The sequence below is a fragment of the Streptomyces xanthii genome (genome assembly GCF_014621695.1).
In the GTDB taxonomy this organism is placed as follows: domain Bacteria; phylum Actinomycetota; class Actinomycetes; order Streptomycetales; family Streptomycetaceae; genus Streptomyces; species Streptomyces xanthii.
Window position 1 is genome coordinate 2,807,348 of the sequence record NZ_CP061281.1, and the last position, 14,717, is coordinate 2,822,064.

At 71.1% G+C, this 14,717-nt stretch carries 13 protein-coding genes; 8 read left to right on the plus strand and 5 right to left on the minus strand.

Annotated elements, in window-relative coordinates:
* Positions 1-69: 69 nt before the first annotated feature.
* From IAG42_RS12570 to IAG42_RS12590, 5 genes are all read left to right on the plus strand, one after another.
* Positions 70-1,011, plus strand: a complete 942-nt coding sequence (locus IAG42_RS12570; protein ID WP_188337112.1) for an SPFH domain-containing protein — start codon at positions 70-72, stop codon at positions 1,009-1,011.
* A complete protein-coding gene (locus IAG42_RS12575) occupies positions 1,008-1,256 on the plus strand; it encodes a hypothetical protein (RefSeq protein WP_188337113.1) in 249 nt (82 codons plus the stop codon). The genes IAG42_RS12570 and IAG42_RS12575 overlap by 4 nt, the downstream gene beginning before the upstream one ends.
* Positions 1,257-1,641: 385 nt before the next feature.
* The gene (locus tag IAG42_RS12580; protein WP_188337114.1) at positions 1,642-2,169 is read left to right on the plus strand and encodes a PadR family transcriptional regulator; all 528 of its coding nucleotides are present in this window, start codon (positions 1,642-1,644) and stop codon (positions 2,167-2,169) included.
* Positions 2,166-2,852 carry an ABC transporter ATP-binding protein gene (locus tag IAG42_RS12585; protein WP_188337115.1) on the plus strand — a complete coding sequence of 229 codons (687 nt, stop codon included), beginning with the start codon at positions 2,166-2,168 and terminating at the stop codon, positions 2,850-2,852. The genes IAG42_RS12580 and IAG42_RS12585 overlap by 4 nt, the downstream gene beginning before the upstream one ends.
* A complete protein-coding gene (locus IAG42_RS12590; RefSeq protein WP_188337116.1) occupies positions 2,849-5,245 on the plus strand; it encodes an ABC transporter permease in 2,397 nt (798 codons plus the stop codon). Before IAG42_RS12585 ends, IAG42_RS12590 begins: the two co-directional genes overlap by 4 nt.
* Before the next feature lie 608 nt (positions 5,246-5,853).
* Here the strand turns inward: IAG42_RS12590 and IAG42_RS12595 are convergent.
* Positions 5,854-6,807, minus strand: a complete 954-nt coding sequence (locus IAG42_RS12595) for a LysR substrate-binding domain-containing protein (RefSeq protein WP_188337117.1) — start codon at positions 6,805-6,807, stop codon at positions 5,854-5,856.
* 132 nt (positions 6,808-6,939) lie between these two features.
* Here IAG42_RS12595 and IAG42_RS12600 point away from each other — a divergent pair, with 132 nt between their 5' ends.
* Together IAG42_RS12600 and IAG42_RS12605 are read left to right on the plus strand one after the other, a co-directional pair.
* Positions 6,940-7,494: a peroxiredoxin gene (locus IAG42_RS12600; RefSeq protein ID WP_188337118.1), complete on the plus strand. Its 555-nt coding sequence runs from the start codon at positions 6,940-6,942 to the stop codon at positions 7,492-7,494.
* A 15-nt stretch (positions 7,495-7,509) separates the two neighbouring features.
* Complete coding sequence (locus tag IAG42_RS12605; protein ID WP_188337119.1) at positions 7,510-8,040, plus strand: alkyl hydroperoxide reductase; 531 nt, start codon at positions 7,510-7,512, stop codon at positions 8,038-8,040.
* A 109-nt stretch (positions 8,041-8,149) separates the two neighbouring features.
* Here IAG42_RS12605 and IAG42_RS12610 read toward each other — a convergent pair whose 3' ends face one another.
* From IAG42_RS12610 to IAG42_RS12625, 4 genes are all read right to left on the minus strand, one after another.
* On the minus strand, positions 8,150-9,523 hold the full coding sequence (locus IAG42_RS12610; protein WP_188337120.1) for an AI-2E family transporter: 1,374 nt from the start codon (positions 9,521-9,523) through the stop codon (positions 8,150-8,152).
* Between the two features lie 105 nt (positions 9,524-9,628).
* Positions 9,629-10,363, minus strand: a complete 735-nt coding sequence (locus IAG42_RS12615; RefSeq protein ID WP_188337121.1) for an aggregation-promoting factor C-terminal-like domain-containing protein — start codon at positions 10,361-10,363, stop codon at positions 9,629-9,631.
* 390 nt (positions 10,364-10,753) lie between these two features.
* Entirely contained in the window at positions 10,754-12,079 is a 1,326-nt protein-coding gene (locus IAG42_RS12620; RefSeq protein WP_188337122.1) for a PhoH family protein, read from the minus strand.
* A gap of 355 nt (positions 12,080-12,434) precedes the next feature.
* The gene (locus IAG42_RS12625) at positions 12,435-13,208 is read right to left on the minus strand and encodes an isoprenyl transferase (protein ID WP_188337123.1); all 774 of its coding nucleotides are present in this window, start codon (positions 13,206-13,208) and stop codon (positions 12,435-12,437) included.
* 147 nt (positions 13,209-13,355) lie between these two features.
* On the opposite strand from IAG42_RS12625, the gene mgrA reads away from it, so the two are divergent.
* The gene (mgrA, locus tag IAG42_RS12630) at positions 13,356-14,393 is read left to right on the plus strand and encodes an L-glyceraldehyde 3-phosphate reductase (protein WP_188337124.1); all 1,038 of its coding nucleotides are present in this window, start codon (positions 13,356-13,358) and stop codon (positions 14,391-14,393) included.
* Positions 14,394-14,717 lie beyond the last annotated feature (324 nt).

The following is a 14,717-nucleotide window of genomic DNA, read 5'->3' on the forward strand; positions in this document are numbered from 1 at the left end:
ATCACTATGCTAGAAAGGGTTCGCCCCGGACCGGGGGCGAAACCGCAGTTCAGGGGAACGGGGACAGTCATGCCAGAGACGGACACCACACCGGACGTCACGCCGGACGTGCCGGCCATGCCGAAGGCGCGCGTACGGGAGGTCACGGCGCACAGCATCGGCGGCGGGCTCGCACTGCTGCTCGGCCTGGTCGGGCTCGCGGCGGGGGTCGTGCTGATCGTGGCCGCGACGACGCTCGACTCGGACGGCACGAAGGCGCTGCTGATCACGCTCGGCGTCCTCGTCTCGGTCGGCGCCTTCTTCGCGATGTGCGGGCTGAACATGGTGGCGCCGGGCGAGGCCCGTGTCGTCCAGCTCTTCGGGCGCTACCGGGGCACGATCCGCACCGACGGGCTGCGCTGGGTGAACCCGCTGACCTCGCGCACCAAGGTCTCCACCCGGGTCCGCAACCACGAGACGGCGGTCCTGAAGGTCAACGACGCGTACGGCAACCCGATCGAGCTCGCCGCGGTCGTCGTGTGGCGGGTCGAGGACACCGCGCAGGCCACGTTCGAGGTGGACGACTTCCTGGAGTTCGTCTCGACGCAGACCGAGGCGGCCGTCCGGCACATCGCCATCGAGTACCCGTACGACGCCCATGACGAGGGCGGGCTGTCGCTGCGCGGGAACGCGGAGGAGATCACCGAGAAGCTGGCCGTCGAGCTCCACGCGCGCGTGGAGGCGGCCGGTGTCCAGATCATCGAGTCCCGCTTCACGCATCTCGCCTACGCTCCGGAGATCGCCTCGGCGATGCTGCAGCGGCAGCAGGCGGGGGCGGTCGTCGCGGCGCGGCGGCAGATCGTCGACGGGGCCGTCGGGATGGTCGAGGCGGCGCTGGCGCGGATCGCGGAGCAGGATTTCGTGACACTGGACGAGGAGCGGAAGGCGGCGATGGTGAGCAATCTGCTGGTCGTGCTGTGTGGTGACCGTGCGGCGCAGCCGGTCCTGAACACGGGGACGCTCTACCAGTGACCCCGCCACCGCCACCGCCTCCGGCGCGGAAACAGGTGCTGCTGCGGCTCGATCCCGCCGTGTACGAGGCGCTGGCGCGGTGGGCCGGGGACGAGCTGCGCTCCGCGAACGCGCAGATCGAGTTCCTGCTGCGCAGGGCTCTCGCCGAGGCGGGCCGGCTGCCCGGCGGGGCGGCGCCCATCGCCCGGCGGGGTCGCCCGCCCAAGAGCTCGGGCGACCCGGAGGGGCCGGCGGCCGACGGCTGAGTGTGGCTGGTCGCGCAGTTCCCCGCGCCCCTGGCAGGCATGCGGCTTCGCCGCGCCTCCCCCAGATGAAAGGCGCCCCGCGCCTTGATCGGGGAAATGCGAGGCGAAGCGTCTGCATTTCAGGGGCGCGGGGCTGCACCCGATCAGCGACTCCGTCGCGGGGCGCGACCGGCGGGCCCCTGGGGGGCGCGCGAAGCGTGCCCTTCAGGGGCGCGGGGAACTGCGCGACCAGCCACGACGAGAGCCGCAGTCGACGGACCGCCGCGCGGGGCTGGGTCTGTTTGGGGTCTCGCCGCCGGGCGTGACCGGCCCCCGCCGGAGTCGCCGCGGGTGAGATTCGGACCCGTATACACCCCGGGTATACACGGAGTGTAGAGTCCCCTCCATGTCCATCGGCCACACCCTTCTCGGGCTGCTCGAATCAGGGCCCCGCCACGGTTACGACCTCAAGCGCACGTTCGACGAGACCTTCGGGCACGACAAGCCGCTGCACTACGGGCAGGTCTACTCGACGATGTCCCGCCTGCTGAAGAACGGTCTCGTCGAGGTCGACGGGATCGAGGCCGGCGGCGGCCCCGAGCGCAAGCGGTACGCGATCACCGACGCCGGCATCACGGACGTCCAGCAGTGGCTGGCGACCCCGGAGAAGCCGGAGCCGTACCTCCAGTCGACCCTGTACACGAAGGTCGTCCTCGCCCTGCTCACCGATCGCGACGCGGCCGAGGTCCTCGACTCGCAGCGCGCCGAGCACCTGCGCCTCATGCGCATCCTCACCGACCGCAAGCGCAAGGGCGACCTCGCCGACCAGCTGATCTGCGACCACGCCCTGTTCCACCTCGAAGCCGACCTGCGCTGGCTGGAACTGACCGCCGCGCGTCTCGACCGCCTCGCCGCGGAGGTGCGCCCCTCATGACTCCCGCCGGTTCCCTGCTGACCGCCGTCGACCTGTGCAAGGCGTACGGCCCGACGCCCGCCCTCGACGGCGCGTCCTTCTCCGTGCATCCCGGCGAGATCGTCGCCGTGATGGGCCCGTCCGGTTCGGGCAAGTCGACGCTGCTGCACTGCCTCGCCGGGATCGTGACGCCGGACTCCGGCAGCATCACGTACGGCGGCCGCGACCTGGCGGCCATGTCGGACGCGGAGCGCAGCGCGCTGCGCCGCGGCGAGTTCGGCTTCGTCTTCCAGTTCGGCCAGCTCGTGCCGGAGCTGACCAGTGTCGAGAACGTGGCGCTGCCGCTGCGGCTCAACGGCGTCAGGCGCAAGGAGGCCGAGCGGCGGGCCGCCGGCTGGCTGGAGCGCCTGGAGGTCGACGACCTGGCGGGCAAGCGGCCCGGGGAGATGTCCGGCGGTCAGGGCCAGCGCGTCGCCGTGGCCCGCGCGCTGGTGACGAACCCGCGCGTGCTGTTCGCCGACGAGCCGACCGGCGCCCTGGACTCCCTGAACGGCGAGCGGGTCATGGAGCTGCTGACGGAGGCGGCGCGGAGCACGAACGCCGCGGTCGTCCTGGTCACGCACGAGGCCCGGGTCGCCGCCTACTCCGACCGCGAGGTCGTGGTGCGCGACGGGAAGTCCCGGGACATGGAGTTCGCCCGATGACGCTGCTCGACGACCGTCCGGCCGCCCCCGCCCCGGCGCCCGTGCGGCAGGGGTTCGGCGGCCGGCTGCGCGACCTCGGTGTCGGTGTGCGGTGCGCGGTGGCCGGGGGCCGCGAGGGCTGGATCCGTACGCTGCTCACCGCGATCGGCGTGGGGCTCGGCGTGGCCGTGCTGCTGGGCGCGGCGTCCGTGCCGACGCTGCTGGAGGAGCGTGACGCGCGGGGCGCCGCACGGCAGTTGGGCGTGGAGCCCGGTGGCCCCGCGGAGCGCTCGGACCGCTCGGTCCTGCTCAGTGACGCGTCCTCCGATTTCCGGGCCGATTCGATCGACGGCTATCTGGTCCGGCCCGACGGCGCGCATCCCGCGCTGCCGCCCGGCGTGGACAAGCTCCCCGGGCCCGGCGAGATGGTCGTCTCCCCTGCCTTGCGCGAGCTCCTCGACTCCCCCGACGGCAAGCTCCTCAAGGAGCGGTACGCGTACCGCGACGTCGGCACGATCGCCCCGGCCGGCCTGCACGACCCGTTCGACCTGTACGTGTACATCGGGTCGGACGAGCTCAGCACCGACCGCGGGGCGCGGCGCTTCGACCACTGGGGGCACACGTTCCCGTCGCCGCCCATGGACCCGGTGCTGGTCCTGATGGTGGTGCTGGCCTGCGTCGTGCTGCTCGTGCCGGTGGCCATCTTCATCGCGACGGCCGTCCGGTTCGGCGGCGAGCGGCGCGACCGGCGGCTCGCCGCGCTGCGCCTGGTCGGCGCGGACGTGCGGATGACGCGGCGGATGGCGGCGGGCGAGGCCCTGTTCGGGGCGGCGCTCGGGGTGGTGTTCGGGGCCGGGTTCTTCCTGGCGGCGCGGCAGTCGCTCGCCCATGTCGAGGTGTGGCGGCTGTCGGCGTTCCCCTCGGACCTGTCGCCGGTGCCGGTGCTCGGCCTGCTCATCGTGCTGGCCGTGCCGCTCGCCGCGATCGGGGTGACGCTGTTCGCGCTGCGCTCGGTGGCGATCGAGCCGCTGGGCGTCGTCCGCGAGCGCCGCACGCGGCGGCGCCGGCTGTGGTGGCGGCTGCCGGTCCCCGCGGCGGGTGCGGTGCTGCTGCTGACCTCGGAGGCGGTCGACAGCACGGACACCTTCGCCGTGGTCCGGATCGCGGCCGGGATCGCGCTGCTCCTCATCGGCCTGGTGCTCGTACTGCCGTGGCTGGTCGAGGCGGTCGTGGGGCGACTGCGCGGCGGGCCGGTGCCGTGGCAACTGGCCACGCGCAGGCTCCAGTTGTCCAGCACGGCGGCGAGCCGGGCCGTCGCGGGCATCACGATCGCGGTGGCGGGCGGTATCGCGCTGCAGATGTTCGTCGTCGGGATCGAGGACGACTTCACCAAGGCGACGGGACAGGACCCGCGGCGCGCCCAGCTCGTCGCGAACGCCGACTTCCCGAGCGGGAAGCTGGCCCGGCGGATGACCGACGAGTTCGGCCGGTCTCCGGGCGTACGGAAGGTCGTCGGCACCGTCGACACGTGGGCCGCCGCGGAGGGGGCGCGGCCGGACCACTACGGGTACGTCCCCACGGTCACGCTGTCGGTCGGCACCTGTGCGGCGCTGCGCGAGAAGGCGGAGCTGCCGTCGTGCCGGGACGGTGACGTGTTCCGGGTCCTCGGCGCGGAGGGCGGCGCCACGTCGCGGGAGGCGCGGCACATCGCGCGGCCCGGGGCGCGGCTCGCCGTGGACGACATGGAGGGGGGCGGGAAGCACCGGGACGGGGTCCGCTGGGTGCTGCCGAAGGAGACCCGCACGGTGCCGTCGCGGAGCGACGCGCTCGGGGACCGCTTCACCGGCATCCTCGCCACGCCCGGCGCGTTCGACACGGACACGCTGCACAACTCGATGACCATGGCGCAGATCCAGGTGGACGAGTCGGTGCCGGACGCGTTCGAGCACGTGCGCAACGTGGCGTTCCGGATGGATCCGAGCATGCGGGTGTGGACCATGCACGCGACGGAACGGGACGACACGTACGCGAGCATCCTGCGCGGGCTGTTCACGGCGGCGGCGATCACGATCTCGCTGATCGCGGCGTCGATGCTGGTCTCGCAGATCGAGCAACTCCGCGAGCGCAGGCGGCTGTTGTCCGTGCTGGTGGCGTACGGGACGCGGCGGGCGACGCTGGCGTGGTCGGTGCTGTGGCAGACGGCGATCCCGGTCGTGCTCGGGATGGGGCTCGCGGTGTCGGGGGGCCTGGCGCTGGGGTGGCTGATGCTCCGGATGACGGGCAAGCCGGTGACGGACTGGCTGGTGTTCCTCCCCCTGGTCGGGGTGGGCGCGGCAGCGGTCCTGACCGTCACCCTCCTCTCCCTCCCCCCGCTCTACCGCCTCATGCGCCCCGAGGGCCTCCGCACGGAGTAACCCTCCGGGCGGTACGGGGACCTTCTCACCCCGGGCTCGAACGCACCCGAGCCCGGGTCGCGGGCCCGGGACGGGCCGCCTCCCCCCTGCTCCCACCCACCCGCCCCAGCGGGGTCTCACCGAGCGCCCCGCCAGGGGCGCGGGGAACTGCGCGACCAGCCACGACCGCGCGGCACTCGGCAACGGAGCTGGGTCTCTACGGCGACGAGCCGTGGCCGAGGCCGACCAGTACGCCCACCCGGCACCGGGGTACCACCTCGCCCGCCCGCCCCAAGCTCTCGGTTCCGCTCGAGCAGGGGGCACACCCATCGCCCCAGGCGGCAGACTGCCCGAGGCCAGGTCGACCGACATACGCACCCGGGGCCGGGGGCTGCCCGAGGCCAGGTGCCGGGCCGACGCCCCGGAGGGGGCGGGTGGGTGGGAGCAGGGTCGGGGCAAAGACGAGTTGGCCCGGTCCGGGGGCGAAGCAGGACCGGGCCGGGCCGGGCCAGGGGCGGAACAGGCCGCGGTGAGACCGGAGTTGAGGCGCACCAGGGGCCAGGTGGGCCCGGGGCGAGCTCAAGTCGGGGCCCCGCCGGGGAAGGGCGGCGATGGGGTGCGCGGGACGGTCAGAGGACCCGGACCGGCAACCCGGTCAACGCCCCCCGAAGCGCCGCCGCCAACTCCTCGTACTCCGCGGAGCGCGCCGCCCCGCTCCGCATCGCGAACGCCACCCGCCGCGAAGGCGCGGGTTCGGCGAAGTAGCCGGTGAGGAGTTGGGCGCTGCGGCTGGTTTCCACGGACACGGCCGTGCGGGGCAGCAGGGTCACTCCCAGCCCGCCGGCGACGAGTTGCACCAGCGTGGAGAGCCCCGCCGCGGTCGTGGTGACGGGAACGTCGTCCCGCCCCGCCTCCCGGCAGATGTCCAGCGCCTGGTCCCGCAGGCAGTGCCCCTCGTCCAGGAGGAGCAGGTTCAGCTCGCGCAGCGCCTCGCGGGGAATGCCCTCGCGGCCGCCGAGCCAGTGGTCGAGCGGGGTGACGAGCACGAAGTCCTCGTCGAACAGGGGGATTTCGCTGATACCCGGCACCCCGAGCGGCACGGCGAGCAGCAGCAGGTCGAGCCGTCCGGCGGTGACGCCCTCCACCAGCGAGGAGGTCTGCTCCTCGTGTACCTGGAGGTCGAGGTCCGGGTACCGGTCGTGCACGAGCCGCAGCAGGGTGGGCAGGAGATAGGGCGCGACCGTGGGGATGACCCCGAGCCGCAGCACGCCGGTGAACGGCGCCCGTACGGCCTCCGCGTCCTCCACGAGCGCCCCGACCTCGTCCAGCACGGCCCGCGCCCGTACGGCGATCCGCTCGCCGGCCGGCGAGAGCAGCACCTTGCGCGTCGTACGCTCGACGAGGGTCACCCCGAGCGTCTCCTCCAGCGCGGAGACGGCTCCGGACAGCGCGGGCTGGCTCATCCCGATCGCGGCCGCCGCGTCCCTGAAGTGCAGATGCTCCGCGACCGCCGCGAACGCCCGCAGCTGCGCCAGGCTGGGCTGCCTGCGCTTCAGGCCCGGCTTTCCGCTCGATACGGCCACTGATAGCCACCTCCGATCAACACGACCGAGTCTAGCTATTTCCGTAATCAATGCACGGTGTGCCACGATCATGAGCAGTCCAACCCATGGAAAGGCCCTCAAAAGGGGCCTTTCTCGCTGCAAGGAGAGCACGTGCTCACTGTCGGTGACAAGTTCCCCCAGTTCGACCTCACTGCCTGCGTCTCGCTGGAGAAGGGCAAGGAGTTCGCGCAGATCGACCACAAGACCTACGAGGGCAAGTGGAAGATCGTCTTCGCGTGGCCCAAGGACTTCACCTTCGTGTGCCCGACCGAGATCGCCGCGTTCGGCAAGCTGAACGAGGAGTTCGCCGACCGTGACGCCCAGATCCTCGGCTTCTCCGGCGACTCCGAGTTCGTGCACCACGCCTGGCGCAAGGACCACCCGGACCTGACGGACCTGCCCTTCCCGATGCTGGCCGACTCGAAGCACGAGCTCATGCGTGACCTCGGTATTGAGGGTGAGGACGGCTTCGCGCAGCGCGCCGTCTTCATCGTCGACCAGAACAACGAGATCCAGTTCACGATGGTGACCGCCGGTTCCGTGGGCCGTAACCCCAAGGAGGTCCTGCGGGTCCTCGACGCCCTGCAGACCGACGAGCTGTGCCCGTGCAACTGGAGCAAGGGCGACGAGACCCTCGACCCGGTCGCGCTGCTCTCGGGCGAGTGAGCGGAGTCTTCTGACATGGCACTCGACGAACTGAAGTCCGCCATACCGGACTACGCCAAGGACCTGAAGCTCAACCTGGGCTCGGTCATCGGCAACTCGGACCTGCCGGCGCAGCAGCTGTGGGGCACGGTCCTCGCGACCGCGATCGCCTCGCGCTCGCCGCGCGTGCTGCGCGAGCTGGCCCCCGAGGCCGAGGCGAACCTCTCGCCGGAGGCGTTCAAGGCCGCGAAGTCGGCGGCCGCCATCATGTCGATGAACAACGTCTTCTACCGCACGCGTCACCTGCTCTCGGACGACGAGTACGGGACGATGCGCGCGGGCCTGCGGATGAACGTCATCGGCAACCCCGGCGTCGACAAGATCGACTTCGAGCTGTGGTCGTTCGCCGTCTCGGCGATCAACGGCTGCGGGATGTGCCTCGACTCGCACGAGCAGGTGCTCCGCAAGGCCGGCGTCGAGCGCGACGTCATCCTGGAGTCCTTCAAGATCGCCTCGGTCATCCAGGCGGTCGCGGTGACGCTGGACGCGGAAGCCGCGCTGGCGTAACGGGTCATCACGAGTGAACCGGGGTCGGATTCGTCCGGCCCCGGTTTTCTCATGTCACGGGGCTCCGCCCCGGACCCCGCTCCTCAAACGCCGGAGGGGCTTGAGTTGGTCAGTCCCCGGAGGGGCTCGCGTCGACCGCTGTCGCTCCCCGCGGCTCCGGCGTCTGGCGAAGCGCCTCGCCGCGCGACCACGCCCGTAGATACACGACCACCGTGTTGGTGACGGCGACGAGCGGGACGGCCACCACCGCGCCGCCGATCCCGGAGACCATGCCGCCCGCGGCGACCGCCAGGACGACCGCCAGCGGATGCACCCGTACCGCGCGGCCGAGGATGAAGGGCTGCAGGATGTGGCCCTCGATCTGCTGCACCGCGAGGACGACCGCCAGCGTCATCACCGCCGTGAACACGCCCTGGGTGACCAGCGCGACGACCACCGCGAGCGCCCCGGAGACGACCGCGCCGACGAGCGGGATGAACGCGAACAGGAAGATGAAGACGGCGAGCGGCACCGCCATGGGCACGTCGAGGAAGAAGATGCCGAGGCCGATGAAGATGGCGTCGATCAGGGCGACTATGACCGTGCCGCGCACATACGCGGTGAGGGTGCGCCAGGCCCGCGGTCCCGCGCCCGCGATGCCCGGCCGGGCCTGCGCGGGGACGAGCTTGAGGGTCCAGTCCCAGATGCGCCGGCCGTCGTAGAGCAGGAAGAGCGTCGAGAACATCGTGAGGAGGATGCCGGTCATCGCCTCGACGATGACGGTGACGCCTTCGAGGCCCGCGGACGTGATCTCGTCCGTGTTCGCCCCGATCGCCTCGCGCAGCGACTTGGCGATGTCGTTGATCTGGTCCTCGGTGACGTGGAACGGGCTGTTGAGCAGCCACTTGCGCAGTTCGTCGATGCCGTCCTGGACCTGGTCGGAGAGCGCGTCGATGTTCTCCTGGACCTGCCAGACCACGAACCAGCCGACGAGCCCCATGATCACGAAGCCGAGGATCGCCGTCAGGGCGGTGGCGAGTCCGCGCGGGACGCCGTGCCGGCGCAGCCGGGCCACGGTCGGCTGGAGCAGCGCGGTGATGAGCAGTGCCGCGATGAACGCGAACACCACGAGCTGCACCGAGCTGATGACCTTGATGAGGACCCAGAGCGCGCCGGCGAGCACGAGGAGCCGCCAGCCGGCCTCGGCGGCGACCCTCAGGCCCCAGGGGACGGCGGCGACGGGCTCGGGCCGGGCGGCGACGGCCGGCGCGTAGTCGGGCGGGGCGGGCACGTGGTCCTTGCGCGACGCCCCGGCCGGCGCCGGCTCGGCTCCCGCTCCCGGGTCGGGCCCGGCGGCGGAGCCGGCGGCGGGCTCGGGCCGTGCCGGGTCCGGGAGTTCGGACTCGGCCTCCCGTTCGGCCTCCGCGCGGCGCTCGTCGAGACGCTCGCCCATTCTGCTGATTCCGGCGCCGACCCTGCCGAGCCAGCCTGGCACTCGCGACATGATCCGTCCTTTTCCCCCGTGCCTCATCGCCGCTCAGACCGTACATGGCCGAAGCCCCTCACCGTATGACGGTGAGGGGCTTCGGGAGGTTGAGCGGGGTACGGCTCAGTACCAGTGGTTCGCCTGCCAGAAGGACCAGGCCTCACACGGACTGCCGTAGCGGCTGTTCATGTAGTTGAGGCCCCACTTGATCTGGGTGGCGGGGTTGGTCTGCCAGTCGGCGCCGGCCGAGGCGTACTTGCCCGCGGGCAGCGCCTGGAAGAGGCCGTAGGCGCCGGAGGAGGCGTTGACCGCCTTGTAGTTCCAGCTGGACTCGTGGTCCACGATGTTGCTGAAGCACTGGAACTGACCGGACGGCACCATGGAGCGCGCCATCGACTGGATCTGCGCGACGGAGTACGAGGACTGCGGCGCGAAGCTCGACGCGTCGCGGGTCGCGGAACGGCTGGCGGCCTGCTTCTTGGCCTCCTCGCGCTCCTTCGCCTCCTGCTCGGCCTTCTCCTTCGCGGCCTGCGCGTCCTGCTGCTTGGCGATCGCGTCCTCGGCGGCCTTCTTGCGGGCCGACTCCTCCGCGGTCTTCTGGGCAGCGGTGTCGGCCGCGATGGCCTGGGTCTGCGCCTGCTGCTGCAGCGACGAGGTCTGCACCTGCGCCTGCTGACCGACAGGGACGTCCGCGAGGAGGGTCGCGTCGCTCGCCGTGGCGGCCTCTGCCTCGTTGGAGGGCTGGCCGGTGCTGCCCGAGGCAACACCCACGACTGCGCCGACAGTGGTGACCGCGGTGGCCGAGGCCACTGCGAATCCCCGGACCGAAATCCGGCTCACACGGTTTCCTTCCAGCATCGCCCGCTGTGGTGTGACCCTCGCGGACGCAATCGTGCCCCTGGCACTGGCCTCCCAACTGACGGGTCACGGGAGGCACGGGCCCGGTGGGCAACTCCCGAGAGGGAGGCGCCGCGTGGTGCTCGGGCGGCATACGACGTTCGTTATGGAGTTCAAGGTGCAGCGGGTGCTGCGGTGGTGCCGTACCGCTGGGGGTACAGAAGTGTCGTATGCGGGGCCTGACGGAACCGTGACTCTGCCGTATGGCGATGCCGTGAAGCAATTCTGTGCTGCGTGGGAAACGTCACACCCCGTTTGTCCCACGGGTTTTACGGAAACGAGCACACGCCAAGACGCCGCCCGGCTAAGCTCTCTGGCTTTGCCGGGCGGCGCCAAGTACCCCCAAACGGGCTAGATCTGACCGTCTTCCAGCATTTCGGTCACCAGGGCCGCGATCTGCGACCGCTCCGAGCGCGTCAGCGTGACGTGCGCGAACAGCGGATGACCCTTCAGCTTCTCGACGACGGCGACGACTCCGTCGTACCGGCCCACCCTCAGGTTGTCGCGCTGGGCGACGTCATGAGTCAGGACGACACGGGAATTCGCGCCGATACGGGACAGAACGGTCAACAGGACGTTCCGTTCCAGCGATTGGGCCTCGTCCACAATCACGAACGCGTCGTGCAGCGAGCGGCCCCGGATGTGGGTGAGCGGCAGGACCTCCAGCATCCCGCGCGCCGTGACCTCCTCGATGACCTCGCGGGAGGTGACGGCCGAGAGGGTGTCGAAGACGGCCTGCGCCCACGGCCCCATCTTCTCGGCCTCGGAGCCCGGCAGATAGCCGAGCTCCTGCCCGCCGACCGCGTACAGCGGCCGGAAGACCATCACCTTCTGGTGCTGGCGGCGCTCCAGGACCGCCTCCAGGCCCGCGCACAGCGCGAGCGCGGACTTGCCGGTGCCGGCCCGGCCGCCCATCGAGACGATGCCGACGTCCGGTTCGAGCAGCAGATCGAGCGCGATCCGCTGTTCGGCGCTGCGGCCCTTGAGGCCGAAGGCCTCCCGGTCGCCGCGCACGAGCCGGACGTTGCCCTCCGGCGTGACCCGGCCGAGGGCCTTGCCGCGCTCGGAGTGGATCGTCAGGCCCGTGTGGACGGGCAGCTCGGCCGCCTCGGGGACGTAGAGGCTGTCCTCCTCGAAGAGCAGGTCCACCTGTTCGGCGGGGAGCGTCAGTTCGGACATTCCGGTCCAGCCGGAGTCCGTGATGGCGAGCTCGGCCCGGTACTCCTCGGCGAGGAGTCCGACCGAGGACGCCTTGATCCGCAGCGGCAGATCCTTCGACACGACGGTGACGTCGTACCCCTCGGCCTGCAGGTTGCGGGCGACCGCGAGGATCCGGGAGTCGTTGTCGCCCAGGCGGTAGCCGGACGGGAGGATTCCCGGGTCGGAGTGGTTGAGCTCGACGCGGAGCGTTCCGCCCAGTTCGCCGGTGGGGATCGGGGCGTCCAGACGTCCGTGCCGGATCCGGTAGTCGTCGAGCAGGCGCAGGGCCTGCCGGGCGAAGTAGCCGAGTTCCGGATGCTGCCGCTTGGCCTCCAGTTCCGTGACCACGACGACGGGCAGCACGACCTCGTGCTCGTCGAAGCGGGTCATGGCGTTCGGATCGGCCAGCAGGACGCTGGTGTCGAGAACATAAGTGCGCCGGTCGGGCTTGCGGAGGCGCTTGTTGCTGGTCACCACGAAGGACGTACCCCCTCGGAATGAGGTCGGGCGAGCGACGGAGGAGTTACCGGGCCGGGAGGGTGGGAGAAGACCACCGGTCGTCGGCCGCGCTGCGCGGGCCGGGACCGGCCCTCCAAGTCGTCTTCCGTACGCTTCGGCGTGCGGTCGTCCTGGTGCAAAGGGCCTCCCGGGCGGGCAGCCCCGTGCCGCCCGCTGAGATGCGGTGTCCTTGGTGTGGACACCGACCTGGAGGGCTTATTCCCTCGAACGAGCGCCGCCATGCAACGAGGCAGGGCGGCGCGTTCGTTAACTCCTGATGACGCTTTATGTCCTGGTGGCGGCGGGGGTGCCGGGTGGCCGTCCGGGAGGCTGTCTAGCCGCCGAAACGGCGGTGGCGGGCCGCGTAGTCACGCATGGCGCGCAGGAAGTCGACCTTGCGGAAGGCGGGCCAGAAGACGTCGCAGAAGTAGTACTCGGAGTGGGCGGTCTGCCAGAGCATGAAGCCGGACAGGCGCTGCTCGCCGCTGGTGCGGATGACGAGGTCCGGGTCGGGCTGGGCGCTCGTGTAGAGGTGCCGGCCGATGGAGTCGATGTCGACGGACTCGGCGACCTCTTCGAGGGTCTGCTTCTTCTCGGCGGCCTCGTGCAGCATCGAGCGGACGGCGTCGGCGATCTCCTGGCGGCCGCCGTAGCCGATCGCCACGTTCACCACTATCCCGTCGACGTGCGCGGTGGCCGCGTCGGCCTCCTTGAGCACGCTGCGCAGGCCGTCGGGCAGCAGGTCGGTGGCGCCCACGTGGTGGACGCGCCAGCGGCCGTCGGCGGCGAGGGAGCGGACCGTCTCCTCGATGATGCCGAGCAGCGGGACCAGTTCCTCCGGGGGCCGGTCGAAGTTGTCCGTCGACAGCAGCCACAGCGTGACGACCTCGACGTCCGTCTCGGTGCACCAGCCGAGGAACTCCTCGATCTTGGCGGCGCCCGCCTGGTGGCCCTGGGCGGTGGTGGATCCGGCCGCCTTCGCCCAGCGCCGGTTGCCATCCATGATGACCCCGATGTGCTTGGGCACCTGGTCGTGGTCCAGGTGGCCTTCCACCCGGCGCGCGTACAGCCTGACCAGCAGGCCGCGCAGCCTGTCGCGCAGGTTCACGGTCTTTTTCGCCCCTCCGTGCAGACGGCAGTCCCCGAGGGCGAAAGCCTACCCCTGCGTGAACGGGGCCCTGTGACGGGGTGTGCGGGGGCCGTGCGGGCGGTGGGAGACGGGTGCGGGACAGGGGACTGACGTAGTTTCGTCTCCATGAACGACACCTCTCCTTATGTCGCCGCGTCGGACCGATACGACGCGATGGAGTACCGGCGCACGGGCCGCAGCGGCCTGAAGCTGCCCGCGATCTCGCTCGGCCTGTGGCACAACTTCGGTGACGACCGCACGCTGGACTCCCAGCGCGCGATCCTGCGCCGTGCCTTCGATCTGGGGGTGACGCACTTCGACCTGGCGAACAACTACGGACCGCCGCCCGGCTCGGCCGAGTTGAACTTCGGCAAGATCTTCGCGCAGGACTTCGCCCCGTACCGGGACGAACTGGTCGTCTCGACCAAGGCGGGCTATCTGATGCACCCCGGTCCGTACGGGGAGTGGGGCAGCCGCAAGTACCTGATGTCGTCGCTGGACGCGTCGCTGAAGCGGATGGGTCTCGACTACGTCGACATCTTCTACTCGCACCGGCCGGACCCGAACACGCCGCTCGAGGAGACGATGGGAGCGCTCGCATCGGCGGTGCAGCAGGGCAAGGCGCTGTACGTCGGTGTCTCCTCCTACAGCAGCGAGCAGACCGCCGAGGCGGCGCGGCTGCTGCGGGAGATGGGCGTCCCGGCCCTCATCCACCAGCCGTCCTACTCGATGATCAACCGCTGGACCGAGGACGACGGGCTGCTCGACACGCTGGAGGCGGCCGGCATGGGCTGCATCTCCTTCGTGCCGCTGGCGCAGGGCCTGCTGACGGGCAAGTACCTCAAGGGCATCCCGGAGGGTTCGCGCGCCACGCAGGGCAAGTCGCTCGACCCGAACCTGCTGAGCGACGAGGTGCTGCGCCGGCTGAACGGGCTGAACGACATCGCGCAGCGGCGCGGTCAGTCGCTGGCCCAGCTCGCGCTGACCTGGGTGCTGCGGGACGAGCGGATGACGTCGGCGCTGATCGGTGCGTCGAGCGTGGGTCAGCTGGAGGAGAACGTGGCGGCGCTCGCCGGTCCGAAGCTGACGGCGGAGGAGCTCACGGAGATCGACTCGTTCGCCGTGTCGACGCCGGGCACGAACATCTGGGCCGGGCGGAGCTGAACCGGTCCGGGAAAGAAAAACGGGCCGGTCCGTGGGGGGGAGACGGACCGGCCCGAGGGGGGGTTTCCACCATAACCCTTCGTAAGTGATGCTGCGTGCATCGGCGCGCCATCACTACTCTCCGGAGTCGCTCGGCGACGGCCTACGGGCCCTTTTCGGCCGCTCCCCGGCGGGCTCACCGGTTCTCCGGGAGCGCTCGCGCCGGGCGCTTCGCGTGCCGCCGGGTGTCCCTCTCCCGTGTCCGTCACGCGGTTGACGTGGCACGCGGCACCGCGCAGCCCCCTCCACTGCGCGGTACCGCCGCGCAGCTTTGCTCACGCGAAT